Annotated in this window: 13 protein-coding genes; 4 read left to right on the top strand and 9 right to left on the bottom strand. The window is 66.9% G+C overall.

Features of this window, described 5'->3' with window-relative positions; translation table 11 throughout:
- Positions 1–620 precede the first annotated feature (620 nt).
- From ABQJ54_RS07215 to ABQJ54_RS07190, 6 genes are all read right to left on the bottom strand, one after another.
- Positions 621–920, bottom strand: a complete 300-nt coding sequence (locus ABQJ54_RS07215) for a hypothetical protein (protein ID WP_367853622.1) — start codon at positions 918–920, stop codon at positions 621–623.
- 54 nt (positions 921–974) lie between these two features.
- Positions 975–1,379 carry a DUF4304 domain-containing protein gene (locus ABQJ54_RS07210; protein ID WP_367853621.1) on the bottom strand — a complete coding sequence of 135 codons (405 nt, stop codon included), beginning with the start codon at positions 1,377–1,379 and terminating at the stop codon, positions 975–977.
- An 829-nt stretch (positions 1,380–2,208) separates the two neighbouring features.
- Complete coding sequence (locus ABQJ54_RS07205) at positions 2,209–2,901, bottom strand: hypothetical protein (protein WP_367853620.1); 693 nt, start codon at positions 2,899–2,901, stop codon at positions 2,209–2,211.
- Positions 2,902–2,967: 66 nt separating this feature from the next.
- Positions 2,968–3,240 (bottom strand): hypothetical protein, encoded by a 273-nt coding sequence (locus ABQJ54_RS07200; protein ID WP_367853619.1) that lies wholly within the window; start codon positions 3,238–3,240, stop codon positions 2,968–2,970.
- Positions 3,241–3,323: 83 nt separating this feature from the next.
- Positions 3,324–3,599 (bottom strand): hypothetical protein, encoded by a 276-nt coding sequence (locus tag ABQJ54_RS07195; RefSeq protein WP_367853618.1) that lies wholly within the window; start codon positions 3,597–3,599, stop codon positions 3,324–3,326.
- A gap of 987 nt (positions 3,600–4,586) precedes the next feature.
- Positions 4,587–4,991, bottom strand: a complete 405-nt coding sequence (locus tag ABQJ54_RS07190; RefSeq protein WP_367853617.1) for a hypothetical protein — start codon at positions 4,989–4,991, stop codon at positions 4,587–4,589.
- Positions 4,992–5,177: 186 nt separating this feature from the next.
- Between ABQJ54_RS07190 and ABQJ54_RS07185 the strand changes: the two genes are divergently transcribed.
- Positions 5,178–6,179: an integron integrase gene (locus tag ABQJ54_RS07185; protein ID WP_367853616.1), complete on the top strand. Its 1,002-nt coding sequence runs from the start codon at positions 5,178–5,180 to the stop codon at positions 6,177–6,179.
- 19 nt (positions 6,180–6,198) lie between these two features.
- Here ABQJ54_RS07185 and ABQJ54_RS07180 read toward each other — a convergent pair whose 3' ends face one another.
- Entirely contained in the window at positions 6,199–14,805 is an 8,607-nt protein-coding gene (locus tag ABQJ54_RS07180; protein WP_367853615.1) for a glycoside hydrolase family 94 protein, read from the bottom strand.
- 156 nt (positions 14,806–14,961) lie between these two features.
- Between ABQJ54_RS07180 and ABQJ54_RS07175 the strand changes: the two genes are divergently transcribed.
- Complete coding sequence (locus tag ABQJ54_RS07175; protein ID WP_367853614.1) at positions 14,962–15,411, top strand: GNAT family N-acetyltransferase; 450 nt, start codon at positions 14,962–14,964, stop codon at positions 15,409–15,411.
- Between the two features lie 13 nt (positions 15,412–15,424).
- Here ABQJ54_RS07175 and ABQJ54_RS07170 read toward each other — a convergent pair whose 3' ends face one another.
- Positions 15,425–17,902, bottom strand: coding sequence for a sensor domain-containing protein (locus tag ABQJ54_RS07170; protein WP_367853613.1), 2,478 nt, complete (start codon positions 17,900–17,902; stop codon positions 15,425–15,427).
- 139 nt (positions 17,903–18,041) lie between these two features.
- Positions 18,042–19,175 carry a hypothetical protein gene (locus ABQJ54_RS07165; protein ID WP_367853612.1) on the bottom strand — a complete coding sequence of 378 codons (1,134 nt, stop codon included), beginning with the start codon at positions 19,173–19,175 and terminating at the stop codon, positions 18,042–18,044.
- Positions 19,176–19,352: 177 nt separating this feature from the next.
- On the opposite strand from ABQJ54_RS07165, the gene ABQJ54_RS07160 reads away from it, so the two are divergent.
- Positions 19,353–20,636, top strand: a complete 1,284-nt coding sequence (locus ABQJ54_RS07160) for an acetyl-CoA C-acetyltransferase (RefSeq protein WP_367853611.1) — start codon at positions 19,353–19,355, stop codon at positions 20,634–20,636.
- Positions 20,637–20,712: 76 nt separating this feature from the next.
- Positions 20,713–21,279, top strand: coding sequence for an energy transducer TonB family protein (locus tag ABQJ54_RS07155; protein ID WP_367853610.1), 567 nt, complete (start codon positions 20,713–20,715; stop codon positions 21,277–21,279).
- The last annotated feature ends 37 nt before the right edge of the window (positions 21,280–21,316 follow it).

The raw sequence follows: 21,316 nt of genomic DNA, 5'->3' as shown, positions 1-21,316 counted from the left end.
CAATGAGCCATAAACCCCACGCTTTGAAACTTGACGGCTTGCCACAAACACCAAACAGACTTGCCGAAGCGAAACACTACACGACAATGCGCTGACGAACGAAACCCACCTAGCCGAGCTGCCGCACAAGCAAAGGCCTAACGCTGGAGTTAAGCGGCGGCGAAGCCGTCCGCCTTGAACGAAATGTTAGGTGCTCCGCGCAGAATTTTTGCTGCGCAAGAACAACCCGACACGAGAAATTGCCAGCACGGCAAAGGCGATGGCGGCAGCTTGGAAAAGCCATGGATGTTCTGGTGGTACCGCCCCGAACGCCAACCATAAGGCGCCGAGAGCAAACGCTATGAGAACGAATGAGCCTAAGGCTTGGGCAGCCCGAACAGAGAAGAGCAAGACGAGGCATGGGATTGCGAGCAGTAGAAGGGCGCTACCGAGAGCGTACACACTGGATCGGCCTACAACCACCGAGCCCGACACCGCCATAGCTAAGGCACCTGCGCCAACGAAGGCGAGAGCCAACCCGGCAACGAACAAGATCACTTTGAGGATTTTGCCGAGCCGCATCCTTGAGTACCTAACGCCTAAGTTAAGCGGCGGCGAAGCCGTCCGCCTTGAACGAGTGGTTAGCGCCCGCCGTATAGGAACGACAGCGCAAGAGAAGCTATGCAGGCGAAGAACAGGGCGTGCGTGATAGCTGACGAATGCTTGATGAAGACGTTGTACCACCGGGATTGCTCCTGCACCGTCAGAGGCTCCAGATATTTGGTGACATATCTCTGTTGCCGAAAGTTGAGAAGCGCGTCGCCACTCACCTTGCCACGAGTGTCGCCTATGCGCAAAAGAATGACGCAGAAGTACAACACATTGAACAACACGATGACGACAAGCAAAGCGATGCAGCTGGATATGAATAGCGTCGTCATGAGCGCTAACGCTGGAGTTAAGCGGCGGCGAAGCCGTCCGCCTTGAACGAGATGTTAGGTGTGCCCGCCGCTAGCCCACCACTGCTCCGCTTTAGGGAGAGAGGCGAGGACACTTTGTGCACAGTCTTTTGTTTGACCCTGATCGTAGCGAAACCAACAGTCGGTGCCACTTCCCTCCTTCGCCTTGATGCGTAGCCGAAGATTGGGATGCAGATCATGTGCAGTGACCTTTGTGGCTGGGATGGCTTTGCCCCAGGAAGTGACAACCCCATCAGGCTCACACCATGCGGCTTCTATAACAAAACCTCCGCCATGACGATCGAACTGAAAAGTGAGTAGCTCCATGCGCTCGGTTGCGAGACGGCGAAAGTGCGGCAAAGAGCCCGTAAACCCGGCGGCCCGGAGTACAGGAACTACGATGGATTTCAGCTCGTTTTCCATAACCTTGCGAAGATCCATCGTTGCGCACCTAACGCTTGAGTTAAGCGGCGGCGTAGCCGTCCGCCTTGAACGAGATGTTAGAACGCACCGCGACCCTAGCACCACTTGCCAAGGCCACAATGAGGGCATTTTTTTGCAAAGGTGTTATACCGCAGGAATCCGGGCTTGAAGAATGGCTTGTGACATCGTGGACATTGAAATGCGGCGTAGTACGAGTTTGCGAGAGCTAGTAACCCAAACCACGACCACGCCACCAAGCCTTCGTAGCGTGAAAACTTTGGAAACGATGCGGCGAACAGTAGAACTACCCCTGCTGCGAGAACACACCAAAAAAGCCTGTTTCGGAAGCGCAAAGCATTCCATTGCTCAGCATGCATGTCAGCTCTTTCCTTCAAGACCGCGCCCCGTTTGTTGTGCGTTCTAACGCTGGAGTTAAGCGGCGGCGAAGCCGTCCGCCTTGAACGAAATGTTAGGTGTCACTGCTGCGCTCGTAATTGAGCGATGTGCAGAGCACCCAGCCAACTTGTGACGCTTGGGTGCGAATACGACATGCCCAGTAGTCCTTGCCGTAAGTGTCGAATAACACAGTAACCGGTGCGTTGAGGCTGAGTTGAGCCAGTGCTTTTGGTGCAGGGTGGTTTAACGAGCCGTCAATTGCAGCATCGGACTCAGTAGCAAAGACACCTGTTGGCTTTGTGACTCTTGCCGGCGTGCCCGCCGATGAGCAGCCCACAAGCAGCGACAGTTGGACAACTGCTAAGAACGTTCTGGCAGATTGCTGCATAGCTGGTGTGACACCTAACGCTGGAATTGAGCGGCGGCGAAGCCGTCCGCCTCGAATGAATTGTTAGACGGCGCGCCGGAACCTTCCCATCTGGCGCACGACTATAAGAGGGTCGTTAGATTCGTGAGCGAAGAGCATCAGTGCCGATGGTGAGTAAGACGAATACGGCCACTCTTCAGTTCGTGCTCCGATGTAGCACTTGGCGAAGGCCGAAAGGAAAGCTTCTCTCGATATGGCTCTATCAAAATTAGTTGCTTTGCAGCTACCTCTTCCAGCAAACGAACCTGATGCGACGCATGCCGGCATGTACGACACGTCCGTCCCTTCAATTAGTGCATACCAAGAGCCGCAGGTGCCCAGCATGTAGGGCTGGAACTCTGGGCAATCATTTGAGCAACTACCAACTAACTCGTCGAGTTGAGATTCGTCATTCTTAACCTTGCCAGAGCTATCTGCCCTTTTGTACTGTACGAGAACATACTTCTCCCCAACGATCTCGAATAGAAGATCCGCTCCGGAAATGTCAGTATCTCTGGCGCCGCGCCGATGTAGTATCGTTTTCTCAATTATTACACCGTCAATCTCCTCCCTAAATACCTTTTGATTGTTGGTGCCTTCGCCGTAGATGAAATCTTCCTCATGCGGATTCCTGGCCCGGTCATCGAGGGCGCCTTTGACCTTATCGATCGTCCTCTGCCGGTCTATGATTCCGTTCACCTCACGCATGACGTGAGAGATGATCTCGTGACTGTCCATGAAGTCCCCTGTGCCATCTAACGCTGGAGTTAAGCGGCGGCGTAGCCGTCTGCCTTGAACGACTTGTTAGACGCCCTTGCGGTCGATAGCGTCTGCGATGGCGGAAAGGCTGCTTGATATTTCTTGAAGCGCCGCCCCGTAAACCTTTGCATGGGTTGAGGCCGACATGTCGATGGCAGCAGTTTGCATGAAGGCTGCTACGAGTCGCGGATACTGCCTGGCATACCCTTTGCCGAAGAGTGTGTCGATCTCCTGGACGGCCCGGCCGAGATATGTTGCGGCAGTGTCAGATGCTTGCCCGAGAAGAGTGTCGAAGCTTGCGGTAACGAAATCGCTCATGTTGTTGCATCCTTGTAGATGTCTGTGTTCGCGTCTAACGCTGAAGTTAAGCGGCGCCGGAGGCGTCCGCCTTGAACGAGATGTTAGGTGTTGCCGAGAAGTTGAGCGACACTTTGCGCAAGAACAGAATACGGTAGTACATATGTACCACCCATTTGCGTGGGCTTGAGGCTGGGGTGCTCGTGATAGATAGAGTTGGCGATGTTGAGTAAACCTGCCATTGCAGTAGCGAACAGGCGACGCTGCTGCTTTAACTCGTCAGGCTCACAGTCTTGCTGGATGTTCGCCAATTGCGTATCGAGAGCGGCATTGAGCTTACATACCAGAATACTAGTGGACTCGGCTGTCTGTAAGTTCATGACGCTACGATCTCCATGTGACACCTAACGCTGGAGTTAAGCGGCGGCGTAGCCGTCCGCCTTGAACGAACTGTTAGGCAGGAACACCCGTGTGAGTGTAGATGCTGCCAAAGGTGTTGATGCAAACAACGTTTGACATTGGAACGAATAGGAAGCCATCCGATCGTTCCGATTTGACGAGGCGCCTGTCCTCTGGAATGCCGACGACTAACGGTACGTCAGTGAGGTAAAAAACGATGCCGTGCTTGGTGATGCGAGAGATCGAAAGAGAGTCGTCTACTTGGCTAAGGTAGCCAAGAACTGATGGGGTTTTGTGAAGCTCGACCTCAACTATGCCGAGGTCGTATACCTGTTTCCAGGTCTCCACTGATGCAACACCTGATTCGTTTAACCATGCGATGGTCGAAATGACGTCACTGGTATCTGGTGAAAATCTTGCGCGTATTGTCATGTGCGGCCTAACGCTGGAGTTAAGCGGCGGCGAAGCCGTCCGCCTTGAACGAGATGTTAGGCAACGCTGCCGCGAAACGTCTTGAGCGCTACAAGCTCACCTGCTGTTGAGCCAAACGCCATAGCAGCGTGCCACCACACAATCATGACGCCTTGCGATGTGGCATGAGGCGACGTAAATAGTGAACCAAGGAACATGCCGCTAAGCAACAGGCTAGTTACGCGAAGGCACTGTAACGGGTCTGCCCACCACCCACCGCGAAACCCTCGCGAAAACGAAGCGGAGGGAAGACGAGTTGTTGTGCGTAAACGCGCATACCCGACTGCCAAGGACGGAAAGACGAGGAGGCCTAAGAAAGAGACGGTTACGAAAACCCAGTCGACGTTGGTGTGACCTTGAGTTTTTTCAAAGATCGACAGGCCGCCAAGGAAGGCGGCTGCAAACAACGCTAAATATATCCATGGCCAGAGTCGCTTCATTGCGCTGCCTAACGCTTGAGTTAAGCGGCGGCGAAGCCGTCCGCCTTGAACGAGTTGTTATGCCTTGCCGAGAACTTGATTGCGATAAGCGAGCCAAGCAGCTTGACCAGATGCCGGCTCATTGGACTGCTCGAGAAACTCACCGCTGCCACAGTCCAAAGCTTGCCAGCCGTTTTGAATACACAGAGTAACGATAAGAGGGACGACTTGCTCCGATGCGCGGACGTGGAGCATGAAGCCGTTGTTTGGCTCGGGCTTGCCCATGTTGAATTCGATCGAGCCGCCTGGGAAATCGTAGTTGCCCCAAGTCGGATCGCTCCAATCGGTGCCGTGAAAAACCTCAGAAATGGCAGCTCGCACCTCAGCTTGCGAGCCAAGAGGGACACAACGCTCATCGTTGGGAATTTGCTGAATCGAAGTGTAGACGCGACTGAAGCGTTGAATGCTTATGTCCCAACTCACGAGGATGCTCCCTTTGAGGCATAACGCTTAGTAGACCCCAGATCGGGGCATATGCGCTCCATGCTCCATGTCAACCGCCGTGCCGTCAAGCGGTGAAATCCTACGTGCCATCAAGGACTTGTCCGGCTGCCTCGGGTCGCGGCACGGACGGATGCTGGCATGCATATCTCGCGAAATGAGGTGTGTATGTCTTATCGCCCCGAAAACGCCGATATGCATGCCGGTGCAGGCAAGCCGCCGCGGCTGCTGGACGAGGTGCGGCGGGTGCTTCGGGTGAAGCACTACAGCTTGCGCACGGAGCAGGTTTATGTCGGCTGGATCCGCCGCTTCATCCTGGCCAACGGCAAACGGCACCCTCGCGACATGGGCGCTGTCGAGGTGGAGCAGTTCCTGTCGCAGTTGGCGGTGCAGGGGCGGGTGGCGGCAAACACCCAGAATCAGGCCCTTTCAGCGCTGCTGTTCCTGTATCGCGAGGTGTTGCAGGTGCAACTGCCCTGGCTCGACGGCGTGACTCGGGCCAGGCGGCCCGCGCGGGTTCCCACCGTGCTGTCGCGCGATGAGGTGGCGCGCCTGCTGGCGCGCATGGATGGGCGGCCCTGGTTGCTGGCGAGCCTGCTGTACGGTTCCGGCCTGCGCTTGATGGAGGCGTTGCGTCTGCGGGTGAAGGATGTGGATTTCGACCGTGGCGAGATCACCGTGCGCGACGGCAAGGGCGGCAAGGATCGCCACACGATGTTGCCGCGCTCGCTGGCCGAACCCTTGCGTCGCGAAGTGGAACGGGCACGTCAGTTGCATCAGGCCGACCTGCAAGAAGGTTTTGGTGTTGCCTGGCTGCCGTTCGCCCTGGCGCGCAAGTATCCATCGGCGCCACGCGAATTCGGCTGGCAGTACGTGTTCCCCGCGTCGCGTCGCTCGCGCGATCCGCGCGATGGTTGCGAGCGGCGGCATCATTTCGACGATGCCTTGCTGGCACGCGCCCTGAAACGGGCCTGCCGTGAGTCGGGCCTGGCCAAACCGGTCAGTGCGCACACGCTGCGCCACAGCTTTGCCACGCACCTGCTGGAATCGGGCAGCGACATCCGCACGGTGCAGGAACTGCTGGGCCACAAGGACGTGAAAACCACGCAGATCTACACGCATGTGCTCAACCGCGGCGGCCACGGCGTGCTGAGCCCGCTGGATCGCTGAGCGCCCGCGCGAGGGTGGTTTACGCCACCCGCGGATGTTCGACTTCCACGAGGTGCTCCACGCCGTCGTCGTGCAGCGGGATGCCACCATCCGCCTGCAGCACGCCATCCAGCCGCACGCTGCCTTCCGTGCCGGCCGCGCACTGGCGCACGCGGATGCCATAGGAGGTGCCACGGTGGCGATAGTCCAGCTCAAAGCCATCCCATTCCGGCGGCAGCAGCGGGGCGAGGCGCAGCTTGCCGGCGTCGAGGCGCAGGCCGAGCAGGGATTCGACGAGCAGCCGGTACAGCCAGCCGGCGGAACCGGTGTACCAGCTCCAGCCGCCGCGGCCGGTGTGCGGCTCCACCGCGTAGACGTCGGCGCAGACCACGTAGGGTTCCACCTTGTAGATCTCGACCTGGGTGGCGTCCTCGCCGCGGCGGGCGGGCGCGATCATGCGCGCCAGCTCCCAGGCGCGCGCCGCGTCGCCGAGTTTCGCGAAGGCCATCGCGGCCCAGATCGCGGCGTGGGTGTACTGGCCGCCGTTCTCGCGCACGCCGGGCAGGTAGCCCTTGATGTAGCCGGGGTCGAGGGCCGACTTGTCGAACGGCGGGTCCAGCAGCTGCACCAGGCCGGCATCGCGACGTACCAGGTGGCGGTCCAGCGCGTCCATCGCCTGGCGCTGGCGTCCGGGTTCGCCGGCGCCGCTGAGCACCGACCAGCTCTGCGCGATGGAGTCGATGCGGCATTCCTCGTTGGCGACGGAGCCCAGCGGCGTGCCGTCGTCGAACCAGGCGCGGCGGTACCAGTCGCCGTCCCAGGCGTGGCGTTCCAGCGCCTCGCGCAGCGTGGCGGTTTCGTCGCGGCAGCGACGCGCGAAGTCGGCGTCGCCGCGCAGCGCGGCGACTTCGGCGAAGTCGGCCAGCAAGGCACATTCGAACCAGCCCAGCCACACGCTTTCGCCGATGCCGCGTTCGCCCACGCGGTTCATGCCGTCGTTCCAGTCGCCGCTGCCGATCGGCGGCAGGCCGTGCGGGCCGCGCGCGGCGAGGCCGCGCTCGATCGCGCGCACGCAGTGGCGGTACAGCGGCTCGGCCAGCGGCGAGTGCTGCGGCAGGTCGTAGTAGGACTCCTCGTCGCCGTGCAGCGGGCGGCCTTCGATGTAGCCCACGACTTCGTCCAGCACCGCGTGGTCGCCGGTGGCCAGCACGTAGCGCGCGGCGGCCAGCGGCAGCCACAGGAAGTCGTCGGAGCAGCGCGTGCGCACGCCGCGGTCCAGCGGCGGATGCCACCAGTGCTGCACGTCGCCTTCGGGAAACTGGTGCGCGGCGCACAGCAGCAGCTGGGCGCGTGCCAGTTCCGGCGCGGCGTGCAGCAGCGCCATCGAGTCCTGCAGCTGGTCGCGGAAGCCGAACGCGCCGCCGCTCTGGTAGTAGCCGCTGCGCGCCCAGAAGCGGCAGGCCAGGGTCTGGTAGGGCAGCCAGCCGTTGGCAAGCACGTCCAGCGCGGGTTCGGGCGTGCGCACCTGTACCGCGCCCAGGATGCGTTCCCATTGCGCATGCACCTGCTCCAGTGCTTCGACCGCGGCGGCGCTGCCGCGGAAGCGTTGCGCCAGGGCGGCGGCATCCGTGCCGTCGCGGCCCACGCCGAGGCGGACGGCGAGCGTGCGTTCCTCGCCGTCGTCCAGCGCGAGCCGGCCCTGCAGCGCGCCGCAGGGGTCCAGCCCCGCGCCCAGCCGGCCGGACAATTGCGCGCGGCCCAGCGCGGCGGGCGCGGCGAGGCTGCCGTTGCGGCCGATGAATTCGCCGCGGTCGCCGCCGAGGCTGCGCTCGGCGACGTCCATGTCGAGGAAGGCCGTGCGGCCCGGGAATTCGGTGTTGTACGCATTGCGCGCGAGCAGCGCGCCGCTGCGCGGTTCCGGTTCGGTGACCACGTGCATCGCGCACTTCTCGCGCAGGTCGCCGAGCAGCCATTCCACATAGGCGGTGAGGGAGAGCCGGCGCGCGCGGCCGGAGTCGTTGCGCAGCTTCAGCAGCAAGAACTTCACCGGCGCGTCCACGGCCACGTAGACCGTGAGTTCGGAGCGGATGCCGTCCTCGACGTGCTCGAACACGCTGTAGCCGAAGCCGTGGCGGGTGACGTAGCGCCCGCTGCCGCGGCAGGGCAGCGGGGTGGGCGACCAGTACAGGCCGCTGTCCTCGTCGCGCAGGTACAGCGCCTCGCCGCCGCCGTCGCCGACCGGATCGTTGTGCCAGGGCGTGAGGCGGAACTCGTGCGCGTTCTCGCTCCACGTGTAGGCGCTGCCGCTCTCGGAAACCACCGTGCCGAAGCGCGGGTTCGCCAGCACGTTCGCCCATGGCGCGGGCGTGGGCCGGCCGGGGTCGAGCACGATGACGTACTCGCGGCCGTCCGCGGCGAAGTGGCCCGGCGGCAGCTGCGGCAACGCGGCGTTCGCGGGTGGCGCGGCGGCCTGCGCGGCGCGACGCGCCCACTCCGGCACCTGCGGCGGCAGCGTGGGTTCCACCCGCCGCCGCTGCACCTGCTCGGCGAGGTTGCCGCGATGGTCGGCCAGCATGATGCGCGCGGCGGCCAGCATCACCAGCCGGTCCTCGCCGGACAGCGGCTGCGCGGCGCGCACGAAGATGCCGCCGGGGCGGTCGAGCAGGGCCGCCTCGCTGCCCGAGGCGATCAGGCCCAGGATCGCGTCGTGCAGTTCCTGGCGGTAGCCGGCGCGATCCTCGTTCCAGATCACCAGGTCCACCGCCAGCCCCTTCAGCCGCCAGTACGCATGTGCCTGCAGCACCTGGCGCACCAGTTCGATGCGCGCGGGATCGGCGATGCTGAGCAGCACGATCGGCAGGTCGCCGGACACGCCCTGGCCCCACAGGCCGGACTGGCCGCGGCGGTTCGCCGTCAGCGTGCCGCTTTCCGCGCGCAGCGTGGCGTTGGGGTAGAGGATCGCGGTGGCCATCTGCTCGTACAACTGTGCCTCGACCAGGCTGGCGTTGAGCTGGCGCAGCAGCACCTGGCTGTGCGTCCAGGCGAGGTCGAACACGCGGTTGGCGAGATGGCGGTCGCGGTACTTGCCGATCAGCCGCAGGCAGGCCTCGCGGCTGTCGGCGAGGCCGGTGACCACGTCCAGCGTGGCCGACTGCTCCGGCTCCAGCGCGATGCGGCAGCGGATCGCCACCACCGGATCGAGTACCGCGCCGGCGCTGCCGGACAGGGTTTCCTGCTCCATCGCCAGCGGCCGCGCCGGTTCGCGGCCGCGGCCGAGGAAGCGTGCGCGGTCGGTCTCGTAGGAGATCGCCGCCACGTCGGCGCCATGCACCGCGAGCAGGTGGCACAGCCACGGCACCGCCTCGTCGGCGGCGCGCGGACGGCGGCTGCACACGATGGCCTGCAGTTCGGGCAGCAGCTCGGTCTCGACGAACAGCTTGCTGAAGGCGGGATGCAACATGTCGGCCACGGGCGGCGCCAGCACCACCTCGGCATAGGTGGTCAGCTCGATCACGCGGCGCGCGCGGCCGCGGTTGGTGAGGCGGGTGCGGCGCAGCTCGATGTCGTCCTCCGGCGACACCACGATCTCGGTGTGCGCGTCGAAGTCGCGCTCGCGCACGCGGAACTCGGCGCGGGCGTCGGAGAAGATCGCCTCGTACAACTCGGTCTTGCGGCACACCGGCTGGTGCGCCACCGACCAGTACACGCCGCTGGCCACGTCGCGCAGGTAGCCGAACATGCCCCAGTGGTCGCGCGTGACGTCCTCGCGCCAGCGCGTCACCGCCAGTTCGCGGCAGCGGCTGTAGCCGCCGCCCGCACCGGACACCATCACGTGGTAGCGGCCGTTGGACAGCAGCTGCACGGCGGGGCGCGGGCGGTCGGGATCGATGAACACGCGCAGCCGCGCCTCGGCGGCGCGCAGGTTCCCGGCCAGCTCGGGGAAGCCGGTGGTGTGCAGGTATTCCGCCGCGGTGCGCGGCACGCGTTCCTGCAGCAGCAGGCTGGTGGCGCGGAACTGCGGGTCGGCCGTGAAACGGCGCTGCATCGGCTGGCCGAGCAGGGCGTGGTCCAGCGCCAGCAGGCCCATGCCCTGGTGGTGCGCCATGAACGAGCGCACCACCACGCTGTCCGCGCCGCGTGGCAGCCGCGCCGGCGTGCAGTCCAGCGCCTCGTACATGCCGTAGCGGCCGGCCATGTCGAATGCGGCGAACCGCTGCAGGTTCCGCGCGGCGGCGGCGGGCGCCACCATCGCGGCCATCATGCTGGCGTAGGGCGCGATCACCACGTCGTCGCCCAGCCCGCGCTTCAGTCCCAGCCCCGGCACGCCGAACGCGCGGTACTGGTAGTTGAGGTGGGCATCGAACGCGTTGTAGCCGGATTCGGACACCCCCCACGGCAGGTCGAGCCGGCGGCCGTAGTCGATCTGCCGCGCCACCGCGGCGCGGCAACTCTGGTCGAGCAGGCTGCCTTCATAGGCGGGCATCACCAGCGCGGGCATCAGGTACTCGAACATCGAGCCGGTCCACGACAGCAGCACCGGTTCGCCGTCGCTGGTGGCGAGCAGGCGGCCCAGGGTGAACCAGTTGTCCTGCGGCAGCTGGCCCTGTGCGATCGCCACGAAGCTGGCCAGCCGCGCCTCGGAGGCGAGCAGGTCGTAGTAGCCGGCATCGAGCCGGCGCTCGTCCACGTTGTAGCCGATCGCCAGCAGGTCGCGCGCGCCGTCGTACAGGAAGCGCCAGTCCATCTGCGCCAGCGCGGCGGCCTGCTGCGCCAGCTGCTCGATGCGCGCGATGCGCTCGCGTGCGTGCTCGCGGCGGCGCTCGGCCTGCGCCGCGCCTGGCCAGCACAGCGGTTCGATGCGCGCGAGCTGGCGCAGGCTGGGGATGCCGCGGAAGCCGCCATCGTCGTCAGCCGGTGGATCGAGGTGGCAGGCCTGGGTCTCGTCGCGCAGTTCGCGGCATTGTGTTTGCAACGCCGCGAGCCAGAACGCGGCTTCCCCGTCCTCGGGCGAAGCCAGCGCCAGCGCGTGGCCGAGCTGGCGTTCGAGCACGGCCAGCGCGGCGCCGGTGCTGGCGGGTGGTTCGGCCAGCGCGGTGTCCAGTTCGCGCAACGGCGTCGTGGCGATGTCATCGGCATCGCGCGGCCAGGCGGATTGCAGCACCCGCCAGCTGTCGCGCAGGCCGCGCAGCGCGGCGTCGCGGAACACCGGTTCGTCGATGAGTTCCAGCAGGCCGGGGCGCAGGGTAAGCAGGTGCCCGGCGAGGTTGCCGCTGTCCACCGTCGACACGTACAGCGGCGGCAGCGGCTGCAGAGTTTGCGTGTCGTACCAGTTGTACCAGTGGCCGCGGTGGCGCGGCAGCGCCTGCAGCGTGTCCAGCGTCTGCGCGCTGCGTTCGAGCAGGCGGCCCGTGCCCAGCCAGCCGAAGTCGTGCGCGGCGAGGTTCGCCAGCAGCGCCAGCCCGATGTTGGTGGGCGAGGTGCGCTGGGCGACGGCCGCCACCGGCTGTTCCTGGATGTTGTCCGGCGGCAGCCAGTGGTGCTCCGCGTTCACCTCGGTGTCGAAGAAGGCCCAGGTCTTGCGCGCGAGCTGGCGCAGGAATTGCCGCTGCGCAGTAGTCGGAGCGGCCACGCGCTCGCGGCGCGGCAGGCCGATCCACCACGCGATCGTGGGCGCGAACAGCCACAGCAGGAGCAGCGGCGCGGCCACCGGCAGCGCCGCCGGGCGCCCGTCGAGCAGCAGCGCCGCCAACACCAGCGCCGTGCATGGCGCAATCCATAGCAAGCGCCACAGCGCGACCGGCGCGTGGCGGCTGGCACGCATGACTTCGGCCGAGCTGCGCCACTGCAGCAGGTGGCGATGGCTCACCAGTGTGCGCCACAGCGTGCGCGCGATGGCGTCGAGGCTGTACAACGCCTCGTGCGGCAGCCACGCGAGATGCAGCACGATGCGGCCGAGATGCTGGCCGGCGGCGGTCAGCGCCGCGCGCAGATGCTGCTCCAGCTGCACGTCATGCTGCTTCTGCACCAGCTCCAGCAGCGCCGACAGCAGCGGCGGCACCAGCACCATGGCCAGCACGGCCAGCGTCCACGACAGCACCGGCGTCAGCGCCAGCCAGCCCAGCGCGAGCAGCGCGAGCAGCGCGACGGGCACCAGGCTGCGGCGCAGGTTGTCGAGGATCTTCCAGCGCGACAGCGCACTGAGCGCGTTGCGCCGCCAGCGGCCGTTCGCGGCCGGGGCCCACGGCAGCAGCCAGGGCAGCAGCTGCCAGTCGCCGCGGATCCAGCGGTGCCGGCGCTGTACGTCGTCCTGGTAGCGCACGGGGTGTTCCTCGTACAGCTGCACGTCGCTGAGCAGGGCGGAGCGTGCGTGGCAGCCCTCGATCAGGTCGTGGCTGAGGATGCGGTTGTCGGGGAAGCGATCGTCCAGCGAGATCTCGAACGCATCGATGTCGTAGATGCCCTTGCCGATGAACGAGCCCTCGCCGAACACGTCCTGGTACACGTCCGAGACCATGCGCGTGTAGGGATCGATGCCGGCGTCGCTGCCGAACAGCCGCGCGTAGCGCGAACGCGCGGTACTGGGCAGGCTGATGCCCACGCGCGGCTGCAGGATGCCGTGGCCGGTGGTGACGCGGCCCTTGCGCGGATCGTAATTCGGACGGTTGAGCGGATGGTCCAGCGTGCCCACGAATTGCGCGGCGGCATCGCGCGGCAGCTGGGTGTCGGTGTCCAGCGTGATCACGTAGCGCACCGGCGGCAGCGCGGCGAGATCGCCTGCGACCAGCTGGAAGCGGCCGGCGCCCTGATCGCGCAGGATCGCATTGAGATCGGCCAGCTTGCCGCGCTTGCGCTCGCGGCCCATCCAGCGGTGCTCGCCGGCGTTCCAGCGGCGTGGCCGGTGCAGCAGGAAGAAGCGGTCGACACCTGTGTCGGCATGGTGCTCGTTGAGCGCCTCGATGCGCAGCCGCGCCAGCCGCAGCAGGGCGTCGTCGCCAGGCAGGGTCTCCGTGTTCGCGTCGGCGAAGTCGGTGAGCAGGGCGAAATGCAGGTGCTGGTCGCGGTTGCCGAGGAAGCGCACCTCCAGTGCCTCGACCAGCGTTTCCACGTCGTGCGCGTCGCCGATCAGGCAGGGGATTGCCACCAGCGTGCGTGCCTCGGCAGGAATGCCGTCGGCGTAGTCCATGCGCGGCAATCGCTGGGGATGCAGGCTCAGCGTGGCCAGCCAGTTGAGCAGGCTCAGCGCGAGCTGGCTGGCCACGAGTACGGCCGGCAGCGTGATGACCAGCAATGCCCACAGCGGAAAGTCGTCGCGCGCCACCGTGGCCAGCAGCGGCTGCGCGAACGCGAACGTGAGCACGGCCAGCAGGCCCAGGTAGATCGGCAGCGGTGCGCGGTCGAACAGCCGGCGCAGCCGTTCGCCGAACGGCGCACGCACGTCCAGCGCCTGTTCCAGCGCGGGTCGCCCCGCGGCGATCAGCCAGTTGCCCGCATGGCGCTGCAGCGCCGGGGCGTCGTCGTCGACGGCGCGGCGGCACAGCGTGATCGCGGCTTCCGCCACCGCGCGTTCATCCAGCCGGTGGCGGCGCGCCAACCGCTCCACCGCGTGGCGGTAATCGTCGCGGGTGGCGAAATCCATCGCCGCATAGACGCCGGCGGGATCCTGCCGCAGCGTGCGCTCGACCAGGCTGGTGTGCTCGACGAAGGTGCGCCAGTCGATCGCCGACAGCGCGCGCAGGCTGCCGATGCTGTTGCCGATCGACACCTGGTTCGCCGCCTGCTGCTGGGCCTCCAACTGCACCAGGTGCTCCACGCTGAGGCCGGACTGAGCGAGGCGCTGCTCGATCCAGCCCAGCGGCAACGCCAGTGCCGGGCCCTGGCCCTGCAGCCGGCGCGACAGCTCGGCCACGAACGGTCCGTTCATCGGCGGCTGCGCGCGTGCCATGTCGGCGACCACCAGCACCACGTTGCCGGGGTCGCGCTCGGCGGTGGCGGTGAGGCGGTCCGCCCAGCGCGCGGCCTTGCCGCGGTCGCGCCAGTCGGTGATCACCCGGGCGGCGACGCGGCGCAGGTTCTCGATCAGCGCCAGTCGCAGCATGATCGGGATCGCCCACAGCTCGCCCAGCTTCAGCGGCGCCACCGTCTGGTAGGCGTTGACGAAGCGGCGCAGGCTCGCGATGTCGACGCGGCCGTCGCCGTGCGCGATCACCTCCTGCGCGATGTCGTACACGCGCGGCAGCCCGGCCGACGGTCCGTGCGCGAGGCGCGGCAGTTCGCGGCTGTAGCCCTTGGGCAGGTGGCGACGGGCGATGCGTACCTGTTCCTCGACCAGGTAGAAATTGTCCAGCAGCCATTCGCCCGCAGGTGTGATGCGGCGACCCTGGCGGGTGGCGGGAGTGAGCCGCTCGCAGGCGTGGATCAGCACCGCCTCGTTGTCGGTCAGCCGGGCCAGCAGCAGGTCGGTGTGGCGACTCGGGCTCAGCCGGTGCTGCGCAGCCAGCGTGCGGCCGTGACGCTCCATCTGTTCGGCGCTGAACAGCTCCGCGCGCAGCGCCGGCTCCGGCTCGCGCCGGGCACGATGTGCGGCGCGGCGGCGGAACGCGCGCAGACGACGCAGCCGCAGCAGGTCGGGGAGTTTGCCGATGTTCAAAGCGGTTTCCTACAGGAATCAGCGCGATCGGATCGTCGCGACCGGATCGCCGGGGACGCACCGATGCGCATCGGTGACGGATCGACCTTACGCGGCCGAACGTGAAGGCGACGCGCGCTACGATGCGTGTCTTGCTCCTTGCCGGAAGTGCTGAAGATGACCCTGTCGATCCGTCCCGCCACCGTCGCCGACATTCCCGCGCTGTGTGCCTGGAACGCGGCGATGGCGCGCGAAACCGAAGGCCTGGAACTCGATCCGGCGGTGCTGGAGCGCGGCGTGCATGGCGTGTTCGAGCGACCGCAGCGTGGCCTCTACCTAGTCGCCGAACGCGATGGCGCAGCCGTGGGCGGACTGCTGGTCACCTACGAGTGGAGCGACTGGCGCAACGGCGACTACTGGTGGATCCAGAGCGTGTACGTCCTGCCGGAGGCGCGTCGCGACGGCGTGTTCCGCGCGCTCTACGCCGAAGTGGCGCGTCGCGCCCGCGAAGCACGCGCGGCAAGCCTGCGGCTGTACGTGGAGGCGGAGAACCGGCGTGCGCAGCGGACCTACGCCGGGCTGGGCATGCGCCCCAGCCATTACGCGATGTACGAGCAGGTGCTCTGAGAATCTGGGTGAATCAGGCCGCCGATGCGGCCAGCCAGCGTTCGAGTTCCGCCGCGGGCATCGGTGCGCCGTAGCGGAAACCCTGCAGCAGGGTGCAGCCGGCTTCGTGCAGGAAGTCGGCCTGTGCGGCGGTCTCCACGCCCTCGGCGACCACCGTCTTGCCGAGGCTGCGCGCCATCGCGACGATCGCGCGGGTGATCGCGGCAGTGTCGGCGTCGACGACGACATCGTGCACGAAGCTGCGGTCGATCTTCAGCGTGTCGACCGGAAAGTGCTTGAGGTAGGACAGGCTGCAATAGCCGGTGCCGAAGTCGTCCAGCGACAGCCGCACGCCGCGCTGGCGGATGCGTTGCAACAGCCGGGCGGTGGCGTCGCCGCCGGCCATCATCGTGCGCTCGGTCAGCTCCAGCTCCAGCTGGCCGGGGCCGATGTCGTAGGCATCCATCAGCGCGTCGAGCTGCGGGTAGAAGCGCTCGTGCCGGAACTGCAGCGGCGACACGTTCACCGAGATCGGTATCGCGCGCTGGCGCTGCCGCCATTGCCGGGATTGCATGCAGGCCTGGCGCAACACCCACTCGCCGAGCTCGGCGATCAGGCCGCTGTCCTCGGCCACCGGGATGAACTGGTCCGGCACGAACACGTCATGGCCGTCGACCTGCCAGCGCAGCAGTGCCTCGGCGCCTACGATGCAGCCGTTGCGGGCGTCCACCATGGGTTGGTAATGCAGTGCCAGCGTGTCGTGCGCCAGTGCGTCGCGCAGCGATCGCTCGATGTTGCGCAGCGTGGCGGCGCGTTCGCTCATCGCGGCGGTGTAACGGCGCCAGCCGCCACGGCCGGCCACCTTCATCTCGTACATCGCCGTGCCCGCGTGGCGCAACAGGGCGTCGGTGCTGTCCGCGTCGTCGGGGAACACGCTGATGCCGATGCTGGCACCCACCTGCAACGCCGGCGTGCCCGGCAGCGTGATGCGTGCGCATTGCTGCAACAGGCGCTCGGCCGTCACGGTGGCCTCGCAGGGTTCGTCCACGCGCGGCAGCAGCAGCACGAACTCGTCGCCGACATAGCGGTACAGGGTCTCGTCCTCGCGCAGCGTCTCGCGCAGGCCCTGCGCCACCGCCTGCATCACCTGGTCGCCGCCCTCGTAGCCGAGCGCCTCGTTGACGCGCCGGAAGTGGTCCATGTCCATGTACAGCAGCGCGCAGCGCCGGTCGTGCAGGGCGGCCCGGTGCACCGCCTGCTCGATGCGCACCGGCAGCAGGCTGCGGTTGGGCAGGCCGGTGAGCGTGTCGTGCTGGGTGAGGTGGATCATCTTCAGCGCCAGCGCCCGGTTCTCGCTGACGTCATGGCAGACCAGCACGCCGCCGATCACGTTGCCGGCGTGGTCGTGGATCGGTGCGGCGGAATCCTCGATCGGCGTCTCGAAGCCGTTGCGGTGGGCGAGCACGACCTTGCCGGACAGGTTGACGATCGCGTTGCGGCGGATCGCCTCGCGCAGCGGGTTCTCGACGGCCTCGTTGTTGTCCGCGTCGTGCAGCCGGAACACCTCGTCCATGCGCCGGCCCTTGGCTTCGCTGGCGCTCCAGCCGGTCATCGCCTCGGCGATCGGGTTGAGCGAGGTCACGTGCAGGCCGGGGTCGGTGGTCAGCACCGCGTCGCCGATCGAGCTGAGCGTGGCCTCGGCGAGCTGGCGTTCGCGGAACAGCGTGTCTTCGAAGTGGCGACGCTGGCTGATGTCCTGCACCTGGGTGACCACGTAGCGCAGCCGGCCGGCGTCGTTGCGCACCTGCGACACGCTGAGGTGCACGTACACGGCGTGGCCGTCGTGGTGCAGGTAGCGCTTCTCGGTGTGGTAGGCCTCGCGGCTGCCATCGACCAGCTGGCGCGCGAGCGCCGCGCTGGCGGCCAGGTCGTCAGGATGGGTGATGTCGCGCCAGTTGCGCGCGAGCAGTTCCGTGTCGGCGTAGCCGAGCATCGCGCACAGCGCGGCGTTGACGCGCATGAACTGGCCGTCGGGATGGATCAGTGCCATGCCGATCGCGGCGTGCTGGAAGGCCTGCGAGAAACGCTGCTCGCTCTCGCGCAGCTGCAGTTCCAGCGCGTGCCGTTCGGTGATGTCGGTGAACACGGTAATGATGCCGCGCACGCGGCCGGTGTCGTCGAGATCCGGCTGGAAATGCCCGTGCACGTAGCGGCGCAGCCCGCCGCAGGCCAGCTCGCCCTCGTAGTGCGTCGGCTGGCCGCCCAGGGCCTGCAACAGCGCGGCGCGGGCGCCGAGGTAGCTCTGTGCGTCCATCGCCTCGCTGACGCGACGGCCGATGAGCTGGGCGGGAGCGACGCCGAACCAGCGGCGATGGGTCTCGTTGACGAAACGGAAGCACAGCCCGGTGTCGATGAAGGCGATCAGTGCCGGTGCGTCCTGCAGCACGAGTCCGGCCAGCTCCGGCGAGAACGCGGAAGCGGGCCGATCACCGTCGGTGGGCTGCACTGCCATGGACATCTTCGCTGCCTGCAAAGACCGGTCGCCATCCGTATCGGCGCATCATGCGCCCGCCGGCCACCGGTTTGCACGAGCCGATATGTGAACGATTCGTGCAGACAGCTTTTCGTCCAGAGCGACGCCCGGGACTGGCTCAGTGCAGGGGCATCGCGGGGGCGGCGAGCCGGCCCTGTTCGTCCAGCACGATGCGCCCCGGCGCCTGCAATTCGGCGGTGCTGCCATGGCGGGCGGCCAGCGTTGCCAGCAGCGGTCCCAGCGCCCGCGGTTGCAGCGGATAGCCATGGGCGAGCACATGCGCACGGCCGCCTGCGCCGTGCTGCGCCACGGTGACCGCGACCACGCCGAGGCCGGGCGCCTCGTGGGCGTACAGCTGCGGCGCGTCGTACGCCGGATCGGCTGCGGCCACGGGGTCCAGCAGCCAGCCGGCTTCGTCGCCTGCTTCCGGCGCCGATTGCAGGCGCAGCGGCAGGGCGTGCGCGTCCAGCAGCGCGGCGTACTGGCGCAACTCGAACACGATGCCGGCGAAGGCGTGCGCGCGTTCAGCAGGGTCGCCCTCCTGGACGGCCAGCCACGCGGCGGGCGATTGCGCCAGCACCCGACCTTGTTCGTAGCGCAGTGCGAGGCCGCGTGTGCTGAGCACGTCCTCGCTGCGGTAGGGCGTGAGCAGGGCTGCTTCCAGCAGGCTCCACAGCGGCGCGAGGTTGACGTGTTCGTACTGCACGCAGGTGAGCGCCATCAGATCGTTGCGGCTGAGGTAGCGCGCGTGTTCCAGTCGCGCACCCAGCGTGCGCATCAGCCAGTCGGCGGTGCGCGCACCGGCCTCGCCACGACCGACCAGCTGCACCTCGATCTGCTCGGACAGCTCCCCGGCGAGCGCCTCCGGCGCCAGCAGCGACAGCGGCAACAGGCGCATCGGGCCGTCGGCGAATTGGGGCGCGGGTTCCAGCGGCTGCGCCGGCATGCGCCCCTCGTGGCTGCCGAACGCCACCACCTGTTCCACGCCGGCGCGTGGCACGCGGCGGCCCAGCTCGTCCAGCGTGGCCCACACCGGGAAACCGGGGCGCAGCAGTTCCACCGGATCGAACAGCGCACCCGCCAGCACCAGCCGCGCCTGCGCCACCTGCGGCAGCAACGCGTGCAGGTCGGCGGCGACCAGGCCGGCCAGTTCGTCCGCCTCGTCACGGCTCAGGCTGGCGCGTATCGGGGCGCCGGCCACCGGTTCCAGCGCGAGCACGATGGGCAGGGCGATCAGCGGGGAAGCTTCCACGGCGGGGCAATCCGGGAGGGGAAAGCCGCCATTCTAGCAAGCGGGCGTGCCGTGCCCTGGCGGTGTGCCGGCCCGGTCGGTGAACGAAATCCCGCATAGTGCGGCCTGCCGCGCTTTCGCGCCGTGGCGGCGCGGGTTAGCCTTGCACGCAGGGCTTGGTTCTGGATCGTCTTGGACATGGAACAGATGCAACGGCGCGTGGGCGTGATCGGCGGTGTGCGGATTCCCTTCTGCCGCAACAACACCGACTACGCCGACGTGGGCAACTTCGGCATGTCGGTGAAGGTGCTCGGCGCGCTGGTCGAACGCTACGGCCTGCACGGCGTGGAACTGGGCGAGGTGGCGCTGGGCGCGGTGATCAAGCACGCCTCGGACTGGAACCTCGCGCGCGAGGCGCTGCTCTCCTCCGGCCTTGCCCCCACCACGCCTGGCATCACCACCGCGCGCGCCTGCGGCACCTCGCTGGACAACGCGATCATCGTGGCGAACAAGATCGCGGTGGGCCAGATCGAAGCCGGCATCGCCGCCGGCTCGGACACCACCAGCGACGTGCCGATCGTCTACGGCACCCGCCTACGCAAGCGCCTGCTGGCGATCAACCGCGCGAAGACCCTGCAGGACAAGCTGAAGATCGCGCTGCACCGCTTCTCGCTGAAGGAGCTCAAGCCCTCCTTCCCCGGCGTGGCCGAGCCGCGCACCGGCAAGTCGATGGGCGACCATTGCGAGCAGATGGCGAAGCAGTGGCACATCGACCGCGAGGCGCAGGACCGGCTGGCGCTGGACAGCCATCGCAAGCTTGCCGCCGCCTACGATGCCGGCTTCTTCGAGGACCTGGTCGTGCCGTTCCGCGGCATCCAGCGCGACGGCTTCCTGCGGCCCGACACCAGCATGGACAAACTCGCCGCGCTGAAGCCCGCGTTCGACAAGACCTCGGGCCGGGGCACGCTCACCGCGGGCAATTCCACCGGCCTCTCCGACGGCGCTGCCGCGGTGCTGCTGGCCAGCGAGGACTGGGCCGCGCAGCGCGGCCTCAAGATCCAGGCCTGGTTCCGCGATGCCGAGGTGGCCGCGGTCGACTTCGTGCATGGCGAAGGCCTGCTGATGGCGCCCACGGTGGCGGTGCCACGCCTGCTCAAGCGCAACGGCCTCACGCTGCAGGACTTCGACTACTACGAGATCCACGAAGCCTTCGCCGCCCAGGTGCTGTGCACGCTGCGCGCGTGGGAATCCGCCGACTACTGCAAGAACCGGCTGGGCCTGGACGCGCCGCTGGGCACGATCGACCCGGCCAGGCTCAACGTGCACGGCTCCAGCCTGGCGGTGGGCCACCCCTTCGCCGCCACCGGCGCGCGCATCATCGCCACGCTGGCCAAGCTGCTGGAACAGAAGGGCTCGGGGCGCGGCCTGATCTCGATCTGCACCGCGGGCGGCATGGGTGTTACCGCGATTCTCGAACGCTGACGGTCAGAGGACTCCGATCAACCCCGGGCAGCCGGCTTCAGCCGCGATTTGCCCGTGCGGGCGCATAAAGGGCGCCATGTTTCGTCTGCGCACCACCACCGCCCTGAGTCTCGTCACGCTGGCCGTCGGCATCGCCGGCACGCAATGGCTTAGCGGTTTCAATACGGACTGGGCCGGGCCCAGCGAGCGCTTGGCGGGTTTTGTGCCAGCCATGCATCACGCTCGCACGCCTGTGCGTGAACCGGCCCGTGCGCCGCAGCGTCGGGCCGCGCGTCCATGGCGTGCCGTGGCGGTGACGCATCGCGTCCTGCTGCCGCCCGTCGTGACCGGCGCGCAGGCCGAGGAAACCGCGCCGCCGCCCGAGCTGGTGCCGCTGTCGATGCCGGACGCGCCAGTGTCATGGTCGAAGATGGAAGGCCACCTGCGTGGCCGCGTGCTGCTGCACCTTGCCATCGACGGCAGCGGTCGCGTCACCGATGCGGCGCTGGCGGAGTCCAGCGGCGACCCCGTGCTCGATGCCCATGCATTGGCCACCGTGCGTGGCTGGCGGTTTGCGGTGCCGGCCGATCATCCGGACGGGCTCAGTGGTGACCTGCCGATACGCTTCACCAGCGGCGACCACCAGGTGGCGCAAGCGCCGTAGCGGGCATCTGCGTTCGCCAGGTGGCGCCGTGAAGAGG

It is taken from the genome of Rhodanobacter lycopersici (assembly GCF_040812335.1).
GTDB classification, from domain to species: Bacteria; Pseudomonadota; Gammaproteobacteria; order Xanthomonadales; family Rhodanobacteraceae; genus Rhodanobacter_A; species Rhodanobacter_A lycopersici.
Note: the sequence above shows the minus strand (reverse complement) of the source record. Positions and strands in the feature narration are given on the sequence as shown.